This window comes from Paenibacillus enshidis (assembly GCF_042136365.1).
GTDB classification, from domain to species: domain Bacteria; phylum Bacillota; class Bacilli; order Paenibacillales; family Paenibacillaceae; genus Paenibacillus; species Paenibacillus enshidis.
On the sequence record NZ_JBHHMI010000016.1, the window covers coordinates 56876 to 71735 of the forward strand.

Below are 14860 nucleotides of genomic sequence, written 5' to 3' on the forward strand. Positions count from 1 at the left end.
CACTATTTTACAGCGAAACAGGGCTGTGTTCCAGACTTTCGATGAATTTTTCCGCATCCATTGCGGCCATGCATCCGCTGCCTGCCGCTGTAATGGCCTGTCTGTAACGTGTATCCTGCACATCTCCACAGGCAAAGATACCGGCGATATTCGTTTCGGAGGTGCCGGGAGTCGTTACAATATAACCGTTCGCATCGGTTGTAATCTGACCGTTCAGGAAGCCGGTGTTCGGATGATGCCCGATAGCGACAAACACACCGCTGGCTTCGAGCAGCTCTTCTTCGCCTGTTTTATTATTTCTTACTTTCAGCCCTGTAACCCCTTGTTCAGAAGCGACCACTTCGAGCGGAGTACGGTCCAAAGCCCACTCTATCTTCGCATTTCCGCGCGCACGGTCCTGCATGATTTTGGAGGCCCGCAGCTCTTCACGGCGGTGCACCAGCGTCACTTTTGAAGCAAAGCGTGTCAGGAAGTTCGCTTCTTCAAGAGCGGAATCTCCGCCCCCGATCACAATAATCTCCTTATTGCGGAAAAAGAAACCGTCACACGTAGCGCAGGTGCTTACGCCCCGTCCAACATTATCCTGCTCTCCAGGAATCCCCAGATATTTAGCGGTTGCGCCGGTCGAAATGATCAGCGTTTCCGTAACAAGCTCGCCGATTCCTTCTACTTCGAGCTTGAAGGGACGGCTGCTTGCATCCACACTGTTGACCCAGCCTGTCCGGAATTCTGCGCCGAAGCGTTCAGCCTGCTTGCGCATATTATCCATCAGTTCCGGTCCCATGATTCCATCAGGAAAGCCTGGAAAGTTCTCAACATCAGTCGTTGTTGTAAGCTGGCCTCCAGGTTGGGGGCCTTCAATGATAAGCGGGTTCATATTGGCTCTCGCCAGATAGATAGCTGCTGTAAGCCCGGCAGGGCCGGTTCCGACAATAATAGATTTATACATGGTATCAACCTCCAGAATTCGATCATCGTTACTATACAGGATACAGGTTGCTTTTTTTGTATTCATACAAAATAATAGGGTCATGCTTAAAATGATGAGGCATCACAATAAAAGCATTTACCGGGAATAGCATCATCCGTCCGGACAGAAGCATACATTAGAAAATCTGAATATCCGCAGCTTGAGCTTGACCCCAAGAAAAACTACTGCTAAACGCGGTCTGTCTTCTTTGATTGTACGTCGATAGACGTTTTTCTTATAATCATTCTAAATTAATATTTATTATGCTGGACTGCCTGAAAAGAGTCAAATGAAGTTTTCATGAATGACAAGAGATGCAAAAGTGGAGGAATTTGCGGCAATGTACGACGTATTGATCGGCAGCTTTATATCTGCCTTGTCTACAGGAATCGGCGCTATACCGATTCTATTCATGAGAAGAACGATAACCCACCGCCTGCGCGACATCATGCTCGCCTACGCGGCAGGCATTATGACCTCAGCCTCCATGTATAACCTGATTCCCGAGGCGCTCGGCCATTCCAACTTGTTTGTTTTGACCGCAGGGCTGCTGCTGGGGGCGCTCGTGCTGCTTGTACTGGAGATGAATATCCCCCATGTTGATTTGGAAAATCCTGATCAGGGGCCTCTTGTGCCCATTGAGGCCAAGGCTTTTCTGATTATCGCGGCCATCACACTGCACAATCTTCCTGAGGGGCTATCGGTCGGGGTCAGCTACGCCAGTGAGGATCAGAACCTGGGCAACCTGATCGCCTTCTCCATCGGTTTGCAAAATGCCCCGGAAGGCTTTATTGTTGCCCTGTTTCTCGTAAACCAGAATATAGGCCGGCTAAAGGCACTTGGTATTGCAACACTGACGGGGGCAGTCGAGATCGTGACCAGCATGATCGGATATTATCTGAGCTCCTTTGTTTCCGGCCTGGTGCCCTATGGACTGGCATTTGCCGCCGGTGCGATGATGTTCATCGTCTACAAGGAATTGATCCCCGAAAGTCACGGGGACGGCAATCAGCGTACGGCAACCTTATCCTTTTTGCTCGGACTGCTCACCATGATCGGCCTGACGGAATGGCTTTAACTTCAGGAGCGAAGCAGACGAAGCCCGTTCAGGATCACAAGCAGTGTGCTTCCTTCATGTCCTACTACCCCCAGTGGAAGCGCAATGTTCTCCAGAAAGTTGCCCGCAATCAGCAGCAGAATAACCGTAATCGCAAAAATCATATTCTGCTTGATAATCCGCTGGGCGCGGCGGGCCAATGCAATGGTTGGAGCAATCTCTTCAATGCCGTCATTCATCAGAACGACATCGGCCACCTCAAGTGCCGCACCGCTTCCGTTCATGCCCATGCCCAGTCCTACTGTTGCCGCCCCGAGAGCCGGTGCATCATTTACACCGTCTCCAACCATCACGACATGGCCGTAACGCTCCCGCAAGCCTCTGACATGATTAACCTTGTCTTCAGGGGTGAGTCCCGCATACACCTGGTCCACTCCGGCTTGGGCTGCAATGACGGATGCCGTCTCATGGCGGTCACCCGTCAGCATGACCACCTTCACGCCCATGCTACGCAGACGCTGTACCGCTTCGGACGCCTGCGGGCGCAGCTCATCCCGCATGGCAAACAGTGCGGCAACCTGCCCTTCATGCAGGATGACAGATACCGTCTTGCCTTCCCCTTCGAATTGGCTGCGCAATTCTTTCCACAACGTGGCATTCTCCACTTGATCAAGGATATCGGTCCGTCCGATTTTCCAGTGTGTGCCATGAGCCTCGCCTTCCATTCCCCAACCTGTCAGCGATTGAACATTTGCCACTTCCGGCAGGGGGAGCTGCCGTTCAGCCGCTTTCTTCACCACAGCTCTTGCCAGCGGATGCATGGAAAATGCTTCAATGGACGCTGCCGTTGAAAGCACCTCATCCTCCGCATATCCCTCGGCTGTCGCCCAGTCCGTTATTATTGGCGCCCCGACAGTCAGCGTGCCCGTCTTGTCAAAGGCCACGACAGCGGTCAAAGCCATATTTTCAACATGCGCCCCGCCCTTAAAGAGGATTCCTTTGCGTGCTCTGTTCGATATCGTGGACAATACCGCCGGCATAATGGAAGACACCAAGGCACAGGGAGACGCCACTACCAGGAATACCATCGCCTTATAGAAGGCCTGCTGCCAGCTCCAGCCCAGCAGAAGCGGAGCACCGGCAATGATCAAAAGGGTAACGCCTACCACGATCCGCGCATAAACGGATTCGAAACGCTTGATAAAACGCTGCGAGTCGGGGACCTCCGTCTGCGCCTCCTCCACCAGCCTGATGATTTTGGCGAACAGCGTTTCCTCGGTATTTTTCGTGACCTCCACGTACAATACGCCTTCCCCGTTCAAAGTGCCTGCGTACACTTCATCTCCCGCTGTTTTGTCCACAGGCACCGACTCCCCTGTAATGGACGCCTGATTGACAACAGAAAATCCCTTGGTAACGCGCCCGTCAGCAGGAATCAGTTCGCCCGGCTTGACGAGCAGCAGATCGCCTGGAACGAGTTCATCTATGTTTACCGTTTCCATCTCCTTGCCGGTAAGGCGAAGCGCCGTCTCAGGCTTTAACGCCATCAGCTCCGAAATATCCTTGCTGCTGCGCTCGTTCGTATAGCTCTCCAGCGCACCGCTAAGCGCAAATATGAAGATAAGCATCGCCCCTTCATTCCAGTAGCCGATAGCGGCAGCACCGAGCGAAGCCGCGATCATCAGCAGATTTACATCCAGATCACGCTCTTTCACCAGTGTTTCTATACCGTCCCGCGCCTTGGCCCATCCGCCGAGCGTATAGGACAAAATATACAGCACAATAGACAGCCAATACGACCAATGAGACACTCCCCATGCGGACAGCATCAGAACACCACTCGCCGCTGCGGTTTGTATTTCTTTGTTTTTAAGCATGCTGCTAAGCTGAAACCGGCGTTTGCGGCCGGGTCCCTGGTTGCCCGTTTTAGCCGCTCCAACTCTGACAGAAGGGGGAAAAACGTTGTTGATAGCCTGCATTTTCATCACAGTCCTTTTCTAATTGAGAATGAGAGCCATTGTTACTGCCCTTAAAATGACACATGCTGCTTCGCCATATAGGCAAAGCAGCATGTTTAAATGAGAATGATAATCAATTTTGCAATTAATCAAATATTTTGCGCTGATGAAACTTTCTTCTATTATACGCCCTGCACCCGGGAAATGTAAACATGCCGAACTAAAAATAGGCCAACCGGACAAGAAGCCTTCATCCAAAAATTTGCCGCATTTCTTCCCCGCCTTGATTCTGACGCAGTGCCGACTGCGCGGCTTTAAGTTTAAAGAACGCCGCCTCGGACGGAGGGCAGACGAGTCCCGAAACGCCCGATTGAAAAGCAGACTCGGTATACTCATCCATATGGCTGAAAATGGCCCATATCTCCATGGTGGGCCTGATCCTGCGTACGGATTTTATAATTTTATCAAGTTCAGCATGATTCGGAAGCATTTGCGTGTAATCAATAAAGAGCAAGTCGGTATAATATGCAAGCTCCGCTGCGGCTGCCGGTAAGGCCTGGTTAGCAGACAGCAGCGCACCGATGCGGTAAGGCACACTGCGGTAGTAAGTCCATAACGTCTGCTCGGCTACAGCATCCACCCATTCGCGCAGCTTTCTGAATGCATCTGCTTCTCCAGGATTGGCGATTACAATCTCGGGCACCGGCTCCCAGCCGTTCCTCATAGCCTTGAGTGCTGCACGCATGAACGCCTCCAACTGCTGATCCAGAAAATAATCCTTATACGGAGAGACACCTGACTCCTGGACAAGAGGTACGGTTACCGGCTGGCCTTTCATATGCTCAAACCAGCGCTCATACTCGTGCTCGAGCCAGCTGATCATCCGGCCAGACAGCAAGCTGCGCTTCTCCGGGTTATTGGCGGACATATAGGACTCAAGAAAATTGGCTATTTTCCCCTCCTGCCGCAGCCCGCCGCTGAAGAGACAAAGCCCATCAGCTTTTCTTCCGTGCGACACCATCCTGCTCTCCCAACCGGCGTTCAACCGCAGCTGCAAAAACCGGAAATCGTCGCACCATTCCAGCAAGGTGTCCTCTGCTGAATTCCACGGTGCATGAAACAGGGCCGCGTCAGAATGCCTGCGGATTGCATCCTCCAGAAAATGCTGCAGCAGCGCATCCGGTTTGCTCATGACGCCTCTTTGAACAAGCTCCACCAGCAAAGGAACAGATTTACTGCTTATCGCAGTCTCCTCCTTATCCAAATCGTAATCCATGGATACACCTTCCTTTCGATCCGGCTCATTCATGAAGCAAGTTGTCGGTAAGCGCTTACCAAGGTGTTGGAACTGCATTACTCCTCTAGCGTATTAAGCCAACACCGGATTTATACTCCTATGCCTGCTGCGGATGGTTCTTTCTGCATCATCGTGTGTGATGGTTCACCTGACAGGACAATTCTAAAGCTCATACCTCATACTCCTGCCATTAAACAAATAGATCCGCAATCCCGGTTTGGGGATGAGGATCTATTTGTTTTCATTCGATTAGTTTTATGGAGAAGTCGGGCCGCTGGCCTCTCTTCCAAGTAAACGATCCCGAGGGTGCTCCGGAAGGACAGAAGCGTACAACTCACACACCGCGGGATGTGTGGATGCCGCCAGTTGGTTTTTGTCACTACACAGCTCTACAATCCGCCCTTCTTTCATTACAGCCAGCGAATCTGAAATTACATGTGCCGCCTTTACATCATGCGTTATAAAAAGATACGAAAGACCAAGCGTCGCTTTCAATTCGCTAAGGAGAGTCAAAATCCGGGTTTGATTCACCATATCCAAACTGCTGACAGGTTCGTCCAGTACGATCAGCTTCGGCTTCAAAGCGATTGCTCGTGCGATATTAATGCGCTGGAGCTGCCCGCCGCTGAATGTATGGGGATACCTCTGCATATCTGCTGCCTTTAACCCGACTGCTTCAAGCAGTTCTCCAACCCGCCGTTTCCGGTCAACCCGGGTGAGATTCTCGTAATTATCCAGCGGCTCCGCGATGATCTGTTCAGCAGTCATGCGCGGATTGACCGAAGAATAGCAATCTTGAAACACCACCTGTAAATCCCTCCGAAGCAGTCTGGCTGTTTGTGGATCCACATTGTAAAGGTCATGTCCCTGGAAGATAACCCGTCCTTGACGTGGCCGCTCCATGCCAAGAATGACCTTGCCCAGTGTACTCTTGCCTGCTCCGCTTGTACCGAGCAGACCCAGGCATTGACCAGGTTCAATCGCAAACGACACCTTCGAAAGCACTGCCGTCAGACTTCCAGACCGCCACAGCCGTTTGGATGAACGGTATGCATGAGAGATATCCTTAACCTGTAAAAGACTCATCTAACCCTCCATACTCTTCTGCTTCAACTCCTGGCTTATGCGTGTAAAGGCCCCAAGAGCGTTGGACTTCAAGGCTGGGCGCGCTTGCAGAAGCTGCTTCGTATATGCATGCTGTGGATGATCGAATAGTTCATATACATCCGCCCGTTCGACGATTTGACCGTGCTGCATAACAATCACATCATCAGCCAGTTCCGCAATAACCCCCAAATCATGAGAGATCAGCAGAACCGAGGTGCCATAGTTCCGGCGCAGCTGGTCCAGCTGCCGCAAAACCTGCAGCTGATTAACCGCATCCAGCGCTGTCGTCGGCTCATCTGCGATAATGACCACCGGCTTCAAGCACATGGAGATGGCGATCATCACCCGCTGCAGCATCCCGCCGCTTAGTTGAAACGGATATCGATGCATGACATCGGCCGCATTCGGCAAGCAGACATCCTCCATCGAAGTGATGGCTAACTCTGCTGCTTCCCTCCGTGTAAGCCTTGCATGTGTTCGAATCGTCTCAATGAATTGGGAGCCGATCGTCGTGACAGGAGAAAATACATTCATTGGATTTTGCATGATAATCCCGATATCTCTCCCTCGAATGGCTTGCATAACACGTGGTCTCATGCCGTTTAGTTCAACACCCTGGAGCCGTATGCTGCCTTCAATGAGAGTCTGCTTGCGGTCAAGCAGCTGCAGCAGCGCCAAACTGGTCACCGTCTTTCCGCAACCGCTCTCGCCAACAATGCCGAGCACTCTTCCTGGCTGTAGCTCAAAGCTGATCCCATGGACGAGAGAGACAATGCCATCCGGCGTATACGCTTTGACCTTTAGTCCGTTTACTTCCAGTACAGGCTCCGGTTGAATCATTAAAGCTCCACGTCCTTTCCAACACGTTTGACGCCCAGCCGCTCCGACAAAGCTTCGCCTAGCAAATTAAACATGGCAACGATAAGCAGAATGAGAAGCCCCGGGTACAGCATCAGTTCCGGATTGCTCCGGATATATGCTTTCCCTTCATGAATCATAGCACCCCACTCTGGCGAAGGAGGCTGAATGCCAAGCCCCAGAAAGGAAAGTGCCGCGATATCCATAATGGCCCAGCCGATCTCCAGCGTTCCCATCACCATAACCGGCGGAAGAACGTTCGGAATGATATGCCGCCTAATGATGTTCCATCGCGAGGAGCCGCTGATCCGTGCTGCAGCAATGAAATTTCTCTCCTTCAAGCTCAGCACCATTCCCCTGAACATGCGGGCATAATAGACCCACTGTACAAGCACCATGGCCAGAACGACCTGAGCCAGGCCCGGACCAAATACGCCGACAAGACCAAGCACCAGCACCAGTGTGGGAAAAGCCATGACTCCTTCACAAAAACGCATGAGGACATAATCCGCCCAGCCCCCAATGTACCCGGACAACGTTCCGATGAACAGTCCAATGCCAAGCGATGAAATGAATATGAGCGAGGCAAAGCCAAGTGAAACGCGTGCTCCATATAACAGGCGGGACAGTATACAACGCCCCAACTGGTCTGTCCCCAATGGGTAGTCCCATGAAGGCGGCTTAAGCTTCATTGCGAGGTTCACCTGTACTGGATCATGCGGTGCAATCCAGGGGGCGAGAATCGTAAGCAGAAACAGCAGCAGTAAAACAATCGAACTGGCTATTGCGATTTGGGGATTCCTGAGGCGGACTCGTAATGCGGAAATCATCGCTGAACCCTCCCTCCCCGTGAAATGCGAGGATCAAGCACCATCTGCAGCAGGTCTACAAGCAAATTGCACACAATGAACAAACAGGCTGAAACAAGCACATAACATTGAATCACCGGTATGTCCCGATTAAAGATCGCTTCAATAAAATACCGCCCGAATCCGGGCCAGGAGAACACTTCCTCCACAATGACCGTGCCTCCGAGCAATTTTCCCATGTTCATCCCTAGTCCGGTCAGCATCGGTGAGAATGCAATACGCAATACATGCCTGCCCAGAATGACCCGCTCTTTTATGCCCCTTGTTCTCGCATACAATACATAAGACTCCTGCAATTGTTCCAGAACAGTGGTACGCAGCAGACGGGAATAGATAGCGATCAATCCCATTGCCAAGGTTAACGAAGGCAGCAAAAGATGCAGCCATGTGCCGGTTCCCTGGACAGGCAGGAGATCCAGCTTGACGGAAAAAATGAATATGAGCAAATATCCAAGCCAAAACTGAGGAATCGATGCTCCAAAAAAAGCAATGATCCTGCCGAGATGATCAACAATTCCATTCTTATGAATGGCAGACAAAAATCCGATTGGAACACTGATGAGTATAGCTAATGCAATACTGCTGAACGCCAGCTCAAGTGTGGCAGGGATGCGCTTGGCTACCTCTTCCCAAACCGGTTCATTCGAAAGATAAGATGTGCCGAAATCCAGTCGGCACATCTTCATCAGGAAATGAGCGTATTGTACGGGAAACGGCTGGTCCAAGCCGAATTCATGCCTTTTCTGGGCGAGAATCTCGTCGGTCTGATGAATATGCGCTGCTGTCAGGTAAGCTTCAGCCGGATCAACCGGTGAGAGATGGACTAAGATAAAGGCCAGCAGTGTGGCAAAAAATATGAGTGGTATAACGGCAAGCAGCCGTTTCCCAATAAAACCGCCCATGTATGGCCTCCCTGTCGCTTACTCGTTAATCTGCAAACTTGAGAACGCATTGCCATCCCGATTCGCCGGAAATTCAACGCCGCCCAGTTTCTTGTTAGCAACGATCATTTTCTTCACATAAGAGATTGGAATAATCGCAGCCTGCTCTTGCATCGTCGTCAGAATGGAACCATACAGCTCTTCACGCTTCTTCTCATCCGTTGAGACGAGCGCATCATGAATTTGCTGATCAAGCTGTGCCTTCATCGGCAGGTTGGCCAATGCTTCCGATATCCCAAAGCCCTTCTCAGCCGTAATCTGAATAAAGGAGTGCGGGTCATACGGCGAGCCGTAGTTGCTGAAGAAGTTCAGGTCAAAGTCATTTGCACGGAACCTTTTGATTTGCTCGGTCAGATCGAGACCTGTAATGTTCAGTTTAACACCAATTGCGGCCCACTCCGCCTGCAGCGTCTCGGCCATCGGTTTCTGAACTTGCTCGGATTTCTCATAAATCAGCTCAAGCTCAAGCGGTTTGCCGTCCTTTTCACGAACTGTTTTGCCCTCCGGCAGCTGCCATCCCGCTTCATCCAGATAGGATTTGGCTTTCTCTACATCATAAGAAACAGGTGCAATTGAAATATTCGTATACGGCAAGTTTGTAGGCAGCAAGTTATCGGCCTTCTCTTCGAACCCGGACGTAACACCATCAACCATCGCCTGTTTGTTAAAACCCGCCTGCAGCGCAAGCCGCACGTTCAAGTCTGCCAACGCTTCATTAGCCGTATTCAAGACGAGTTGTCTCGTTGCAACAGGTGCAGAGAGTTTGGTCTCATACTCACCGGATGCCTTAAGCTGCTTGTATGCATCCAGGCTGATCATACCTTCGCCATAAATCAGATCAAGTTCGCCCTTCTCAAAAGCCAGCACGCGTGTATCGCCGTCAGGAATAATTCTGATGACGATTTTGTCCACCTTCGGCTGCTCGCCCCAATAGTTCGGGTTGCGGGTGAAAGTTGCATATTCATCCGTTTTATAATCGGTCAGCATCCATGGTCCTGTACCTATCGGGGCTTTAACGGCTTTCGATGTATCTCCATCATCCGGAAAACCGGCCTCACCAAGGAAGCGAACAGGACGAACGACAGACAGCTCCTGGATGGTCGGATAATAAGGTTCTTTTAATGTCAGCTTAAACGTGGACTCATCCACTGCTTCGGTCTTATCCAGAAGCGCGATAAAGCCAAGCCAGCTGTGATTATCGACATTCTTCATAATGGCATCAAAATTCTTTTTCACAATCGATGCGTTAAAAGGCGTACCATCAGAGAAGTTTACGCCCTGACGGATTTTAAATATGTATTCCTTGCCATCTTCGGAGATTGTCCAGGACTCGGCCAATGCAGGCTCCAGTTTGCCCCCTTCACCGTAATTGACCAAAGGCTCGAAGATCATCGACTGCGCGATAAGCTGCGACGGATTGTACACATGCGGATTCATCGGTCCGATATCACGTGGCCAAGATAAGGTAACGACCTTTTCTTCAGCCGTTTGGCTTGCCGCAGCATTCCCTTGTACAGGTGTGTTTTCCGCTTTGGAACAACCTGCGAGCACGCTGGACAAGAGAAGCATTGCCGCCACTAGTAGAACCATCGATTTCCTCGTTCTTGTATGCATTTCTTAGTTGACCCCTCTCAGTCTCTCTCTTTCTGCGAATACCATTGATAATTATTATCAATTATCGCTAATGATAACCTTTATCAATTAGAAGTGTCAACAAGATTATTTATCGTGCCCAGAGCTGAATTTGGCTGTAAAAAAAGGACCTAAGACCCATTCAATCATGGGTCTGAGGTCCTTTGGTTTAGATCATTAATGAGCAACCATATTGTAAGTCATGATCCAGATCGATCCGCCCACAATCGTCAGCAGGATGACAACCCCGAGGATCAGGGTCATAACATTCCATTTTGGTCCATCTCCCTCACGGATATGCATGAAGAAGAAGAGCTGTACGATAAATTGCAGGACGGCGGTCACCAGAATAACAACCATGGTCGCGGTCTTGCCCATCATGTGATTTAAAACAACAACCAGCGGAATGATGGTCAGAACGATGGACAGAATAAAACCGATAACGTAGGATTTCATGGAGCCGTGGCTTTCATGCCCGTGCGAATCCGCGCCAGTGTGGTGCTGTGCCATCTACATCACCCCCATCAGATAGACAACTGAAAGTACGAAAATCCAGACCGCATCCAAAAAGTGCCAATACAAGCTGATCGCAGAGATTTTGCCTCTGGTTACATCGGTAATCCCCCGCCGCTTCAGCTGAATCATAAGGCCGATCATCCAGCAGATACCTACGGAAACGTGCAATCCGTGTGTACCTACCAAGGTAAAGAACGCAGACAGATAAGCGCTGGTCATGAAGGTCGCCCCTTCATGAGTCATTTCTACAAACTCGTAAATTTCAAGCCCCAGGAAGCCGAGGCCGAGCAATACAGTGACCACGAGCCAGGCGAGAAGCTGCTTCAGGTTGCCTTTATTCATGGCCAGCACAGCGATACCGCTTGTAAAACTGCTCGTAAGCAGAAGGAAGGTTTCGAGAACGACACCTGTCATATTAAAAATTTCAGGTCCTGGTCCTCCAGCCGTATTGTTCCGTAAAACAGAGAACGTAGCGAACAATGTACTAAACAAAATAACGTCGGTAACCAGGAAAATCCAGAAGCCGAGCATTTTCAGTTCCTGAGGATCGTGATGCCCATGGTCATGGCCGTGGCCATGATGTGATGTTGCTTGTGCCATTATACCGACCCTCCTCTTATAGCCGCTTCGGTGCGTTTAACTTCATCCACAGGGATATAGTAGTCCGCGTCGTACGAGTAGAAGGAACGGGCGATCATACAAGCCGCAACACCGAGCAAGCCTGGAATGATAAAGATCAACCAGCCGAATACGAAGCCGAAGCCTGCAACAAACCAGCACACCGACATAATGAACGGAATGGCCGAGTTTTTCGGCATATGGATCGGTTCGATTGGCTGTTCTTCCTTGTAAATCCCCTGTTTGCGGCGTTCTTTCTCCTCCCACCACTCATCACGGTCTGTAACCTGCGGAATGGTAGCGAAGTTGTATTCAGGCGCAGGAGATGGAATGGACCATTCCAGCGTCCGTGCATCCCAAGGATCGCCAGATGCTTTCAGCTTGCGGTAATTCTTGATGCCTACGCCGATTTGTGCAACCTGGAAGAGGAATGCAATCCCCATCAGGAACGCACCGATCGTGGACACGAAGTTGAGCGGAGCCCAGCCTGTATCCCAGCCGTAGGTGCTGATCCGACGGGTCATACCCATCAGACCAAGCGAGTATTGCGGCAGGAAGCAGACATAGAAGCCGATGTTCCAGAACCAGAACGCCCATTTGCCCAGATTCTCAGGCAGGGAGAAGCCGAACATTTTGGGCCACCAGTAATACAGGCCTGCAAAATAACCGAACACAACACCACCGATCAGAGCGGAGTGGAAGTGAGCGATCAGGAAGTAGCTGTTATGGAACTGGAAGTCTGCCGGTGCCACTGCGAGCATGACACCCGTCAGACCTGCGATCAGGAAGTTCGGGATGAACGCGATCGCCCACATCATCGGTGTCGGGAAGCTCAGCTTGCCACGGTACATCGTAAACAGCCAGTTAAATACTTTAACCCCTGTCGGAATGGCTATCGCCATCGTGCTTATCGCAAAGAAGGCATTGACATCCGCGCCCGAGCCCATTGTAAAGAAGTGGTGAGCCCAAGTGAAGAAGGACAGAACACTGATAATCAGCATCGCGAACACCATGGATTTATAGCCGAACAGTCTCTTTTTCGCAAATGTGCTGATAACGTCCGAATAAATACCGAAAGCAGGAAGCACCACGATATAAACCTCAGGGTGACCCCACATCCAGATCAGGTTGATATACATCATCGGATTGCCGCCCATATCAAGCGTGAAGAAATGCCCGCCGCCAAAGCGGTCCAGGAACAGCAGTGCAAGGGTGACCGTCAGAATCGGGAATGCAAAAATGATGATGATACAAGATGCGAATACCGACCATGTGAACATCGGCATCTTCATCCAGGTCATGCCTGGAGCACGCATTTTAATAATCGTTACGATAAAGTTGATACCTGTTGCAAGTGAACCGATACCTGAGATCTGTATACCCCAGATATAGAAGTTTTGTCCTACGCCCGGACTATACTGCAGCTCTGACAAAGGCGGATAGCTGAGCCAGCCTGCATCCGGCGAACCGCCGATAATGAAGGACAGGTTGAACAGCATCGCACCCATAAAGAACAGCCAGAAGCTGAGGGCGTTCAGGAAAGGAAAAGCAACGTCGCGCGCCCCGATTTGCAGGGGAACCGCAATGTTGAAAAGACCGAACATCAGCGGCATCGCCATGAAGAGGATCATGATCGTACCGTGTGTCGTAAATACCTGGTTGTAGTGTTCAGGGTGCAGGAAGTTAATATCAGGAAGCGCGATTTGGGCACGCATCATGAGGGCATCCACACCACCGCGGAACAGCATCAGGATTGATGCCAGGATGTACATAATACCGACTTTCTTATGGTCAACCGTCGTCAACCAGTTTTTCCAGAGCCAGCCCCATTTTTTAAAGTAAGTCAGCACGAATAAAATCGCAATTGTTGCAAGTGCGATCGATACCATTGCCCCATAAATGAGGGGATCGCCGGTAACGAAAAAGAATTGTGCAAACTCAATCAATCTGTCTAGCATTGGGGGCCTCCTTTCCCGAGATCATTAATGTCCTGCACTAGAATGACTTGCTTGCCCCTCTTCATTGCCGGCAGTCGACGCCGTCTTGGCTGCTGCTTCCGCAGAAGCAGTCTCCGTTACAGCCGGCGCGTGAGCTCCGTGACCGCCATGAGGATTTTCGGAACCTTCTACAACGTATTTCGTAACAATCCGTTGAAACAAGCCTTCAGGGAATGCGGAATAGGTTGTCTTCTGTCCCACGCCCGGCTGCGCGAGAGCGGTATAACCGTCCTCTGTGAGCGGGTTATTCTCCTGCTTAGCTTGTTGCACCCATTGGTTGTATTGGTCGCTGGTTACGGCGTTCACGTCAAATCTCATTTGCGCAAAATGCTCACCGCTAAAGTTGGCACCCGAGCCGTAATAAGTTCCCGGGTGATCCGCCTGCAAATGCAGGGTCATGGCCATGCCTGACATCGTATAGATCTGACCGCCGAGCTGAGGAATCCAGAAGGAGTTCATCGGAGCATCGGACGTCAGTTCGAAACGGACCGGCACATCCTCGGGAATTGTCAGGGTGTTCACCGTTGCAATCCCTTCATCCGGGTACATAAACAGCCACTTCCAGTCCAGGGAGCTAACCTGAATGGTAATGGGTTTCTGTGCAGAAGCTATTGGCTTGGAGGGCTCAAGGTCATACGTATATTTTGCAGTAATTATTCCGATAGCGATGATAATAATGATCGGAATCCCCCACCAGATCGTCTCCAGCTTCGCGCTGTCATCCCAATGCGGCTTGTATTTGGCCTTGCTGTCCGGTCTGTCCCGGTAGCGCCAGATGATCACGAATGTCATGACCATGACCGGGAGAATTACTACCGAGGCCAGAACGGTAGTAATAATAATCAGCTCTTTTTGCGCTTGGCCAATTGGTCCCTGGGAATCGAAAACCCAATAGCTTCCGCCCGAGAAAAAACACGTCCAAATGATCAAGGCTACCGTGAGCACGGTCAAAACCAATGCAATAACAGCTTTTGGTTTTTTGTTCATGATGTTCCCCTCTCCTTAAAATGTGCTCTAACTACACACCCATTTCAATCTGT

At 50.7% G+C, this 14860-nt stretch carries 13 protein-coding genes; 1 reads left to right on the forward strand and 12 read right to left on the reverse strand.

All coding sequences use genetic code 11. The annotated features are described in order from the left end of the window. Positions 1–7: 7 nt before the first annotated feature. Positions 8–949, reverse strand: a complete 942-nt coding sequence (gene trxB, locus ACE41H_RS17095; RefSeq protein WP_375356692.1) for a thioredoxin-disulfide reductase — start codon at positions 947–949, stop codon at positions 8–10. Positions 950–1310: 361 nt separating this feature from the next. Between trxB and ACE41H_RS17100 the strand changes: the two genes are divergently transcribed. Further along, positions 1311–2048: a ZIP family metal transporter gene (locus ACE41H_RS17100; RefSeq protein ID WP_375356733.1), complete on the forward strand. Its 738-nt coding sequence runs from the start codon at positions 1311–1313 to the stop codon at positions 2046–2048. A 2-nt stretch (positions 2049–2050) separates the two neighbouring features. Here ACE41H_RS17100 and ACE41H_RS17105 read toward each other — a convergent pair whose 3' ends face one another. From ACE41H_RS17105 to cyoA, 11 genes are all read right to left on the reverse strand, one after another. After that, positions 2051–4006, reverse strand: coding sequence for a heavy metal translocating P-type ATPase (locus tag ACE41H_RS17105; protein ID WP_375356734.1), 1956 nt, complete (start codon positions 4004–4006; stop codon positions 2051–2053). 229 nt (positions 4007–4235) lie between these two features. Next, positions 4236–5261 carry a hypothetical protein gene (locus ACE41H_RS17110; protein WP_375356693.1) on the reverse strand — a complete coding sequence of 342 codons (1026 nt, stop codon included), beginning with the start codon at positions 5259–5261 and terminating at the stop codon, positions 4236–4238. A gap of 276 nt (positions 5262–5537) precedes the next feature. Continuing rightward, positions 5538–6368 carry a nickel import ATP-binding protein NikE gene (gene nikE / locus ACE41H_RS17115; protein ID WP_375356694.1) on the reverse strand — a complete coding sequence of 277 codons (831 nt, stop codon included), beginning with the start codon at positions 6366–6368 and terminating at the stop codon, positions 5538–5540. Beyond that, on the reverse strand, positions 6369–7229 hold the full coding sequence (locus ACE41H_RS17120; protein ID WP_375356695.1) for an ABC transporter ATP-binding protein: 861 nt from the start codon (positions 7227–7229) through the stop codon (positions 6369–6371). It lies immediately after the preceding gene. Continuing rightward, positions 7229–8077 (reverse strand): nickel ABC transporter permease subunit NikC, encoded by an 849-nt coding sequence (gene nikC / locus ACE41H_RS17125; RefSeq protein WP_375356696.1) that lies wholly within the window; start codon positions 8075–8077, stop codon positions 7229–7231. The genes ACE41H_RS17120 and nikC overlap by 1 nt, the downstream gene beginning before the upstream one ends. Next, the gene (nikB, locus tag ACE41H_RS17130; protein ID WP_375356697.1) at positions 8074–9018 is read right to left on the reverse strand and encodes a nickel ABC transporter permease subunit NikB; all 945 of its coding nucleotides are present in this window, start codon (positions 9016–9018) and stop codon (positions 8074–8076) included. Before nikB ends, nikC begins: the two co-directional genes overlap by 4 nt. 18 nt (positions 9019–9036) lie before the next feature. Continuing rightward, entirely contained in the window at positions 9037–10671 is a 1635-nt protein-coding gene (gene nikA, locus ACE41H_RS17135; RefSeq protein ID WP_375356698.1) for a nickel ABC transporter substrate-binding protein, read from the reverse strand. A gap of 195 nt (positions 10672–10866) precedes the next feature. Next, on the reverse strand, positions 10867–11199 hold the full coding sequence (gene cyoD, locus ACE41H_RS17140; protein ID WP_375356700.1) for a cytochrome o ubiquinol oxidase subunit IV: 333 nt from the start codon (positions 11197–11199) through the stop codon (positions 10867–10869). After that, a complete protein-coding gene (gene cyoC, locus ACE41H_RS17145; protein WP_375356701.1) occupies positions 11200–11805 on the reverse strand; it encodes a cytochrome o ubiquinol oxidase subunit III in 606 nt (201 codons plus the stop codon). Beyond that, positions 11805–13781 (reverse strand): cbb3-type cytochrome c oxidase subunit I, encoded by a 1977-nt coding sequence (locus tag ACE41H_RS17150; protein WP_375356702.1) that lies wholly within the window; start codon positions 13779–13781, stop codon positions 11805–11807. Before ACE41H_RS17150 ends, cyoC begins: the two co-directional genes overlap by 1 nt. A gap of 24 nt (positions 13782–13805) precedes the next feature. Then, positions 13806–14807 carry a ubiquinol oxidase subunit II gene (cyoA, locus tag ACE41H_RS17155; protein WP_375356704.1) on the reverse strand — a complete coding sequence of 334 codons (1002 nt, stop codon included), beginning with the start codon at positions 14805–14807 and terminating at the stop codon, positions 13806–13808. Between the last annotated feature and the right edge of the window lie 53 nt (positions 14808–14860).

Coding starts and splice junctions, on each gene's coding strand:
- trxB (WP_375356692.1), bottom strand. CDS start 949: ATGTATAAATCTATTATTGTCGGAACCGGCCCTGCCGGGCTTACAGCA.
- ACE41H_RS17100 (WP_375356733.1), top strand. CDS start 1,311: ATGTACGACGTATTGATCGGCAGCTTTATATCTGCCTTGTCTACAGGA.
- ACE41H_RS17105 (WP_375356734.1), bottom strand. CDS start 4,006: ATGCAGGCTATCAACAACGTTTTTCCCCCTTCTGTCAGAGTTGGAGCG.
- ACE41H_RS17110 (WP_375356693.1), bottom strand. CDS start 5,261: ATGGATTACGATTTGGATAAGGAGGAGACTGCGATAAGCAGTAAATCT.
- nikE (WP_375356694.1), bottom strand. CDS start 6,368: ATGAGTCTTTTACAGGTTAAGGATATCTCTCATGCATACCGTTCATCC.
- ACE41H_RS17120 (WP_375356695.1), bottom strand. CDS start 7,229: ATGATTCAACCGGAGCCTGTACTGGAAGTAAACGGACTAAAGGTCAAA.
- nikC (WP_375356696.1), bottom strand. CDS start 8,077: ATGATTTCCGCATTACGAGTCCGCCTCAGGAATCCCCAAATCGCAATA.
- nikB (WP_375356697.1), bottom strand. CDS start 9,018: ATGGGCGGTTTTATTGGGAAACGGCTGCTTGCCGTTATACCACTCATA.
- nikA (WP_375356698.1), bottom strand. CDS start 10,671: ATGCATACAAGAACGAGGAAATCGATGGTTCTACTAGTGGCGGCAATG.
- cyoD (WP_375356700.1), bottom strand. CDS start 11,199: ATGGCACAGCACCACACTGGCGCGGATTCGCACGGGCATGAAAGCCAC.
- cyoC (WP_375356701.1), bottom strand. CDS start 11,805: ATGGCACAAGCAACATCACATCATGGCCACGGCCATGACCATGGGCAT.
- ACE41H_RS17150 (WP_375356702.1), bottom strand. CDS start 13,781: ATGCTAGACAGATTGATTGAGTTTGCACAATTCTTTTTCGTTACCGGC.
- cyoA (WP_375356704.1), bottom strand. CDS start 14,807: ATGAACAAAAAACCAAAAGCTGTTATTGCATTGGTTTTGACCGTGCTC.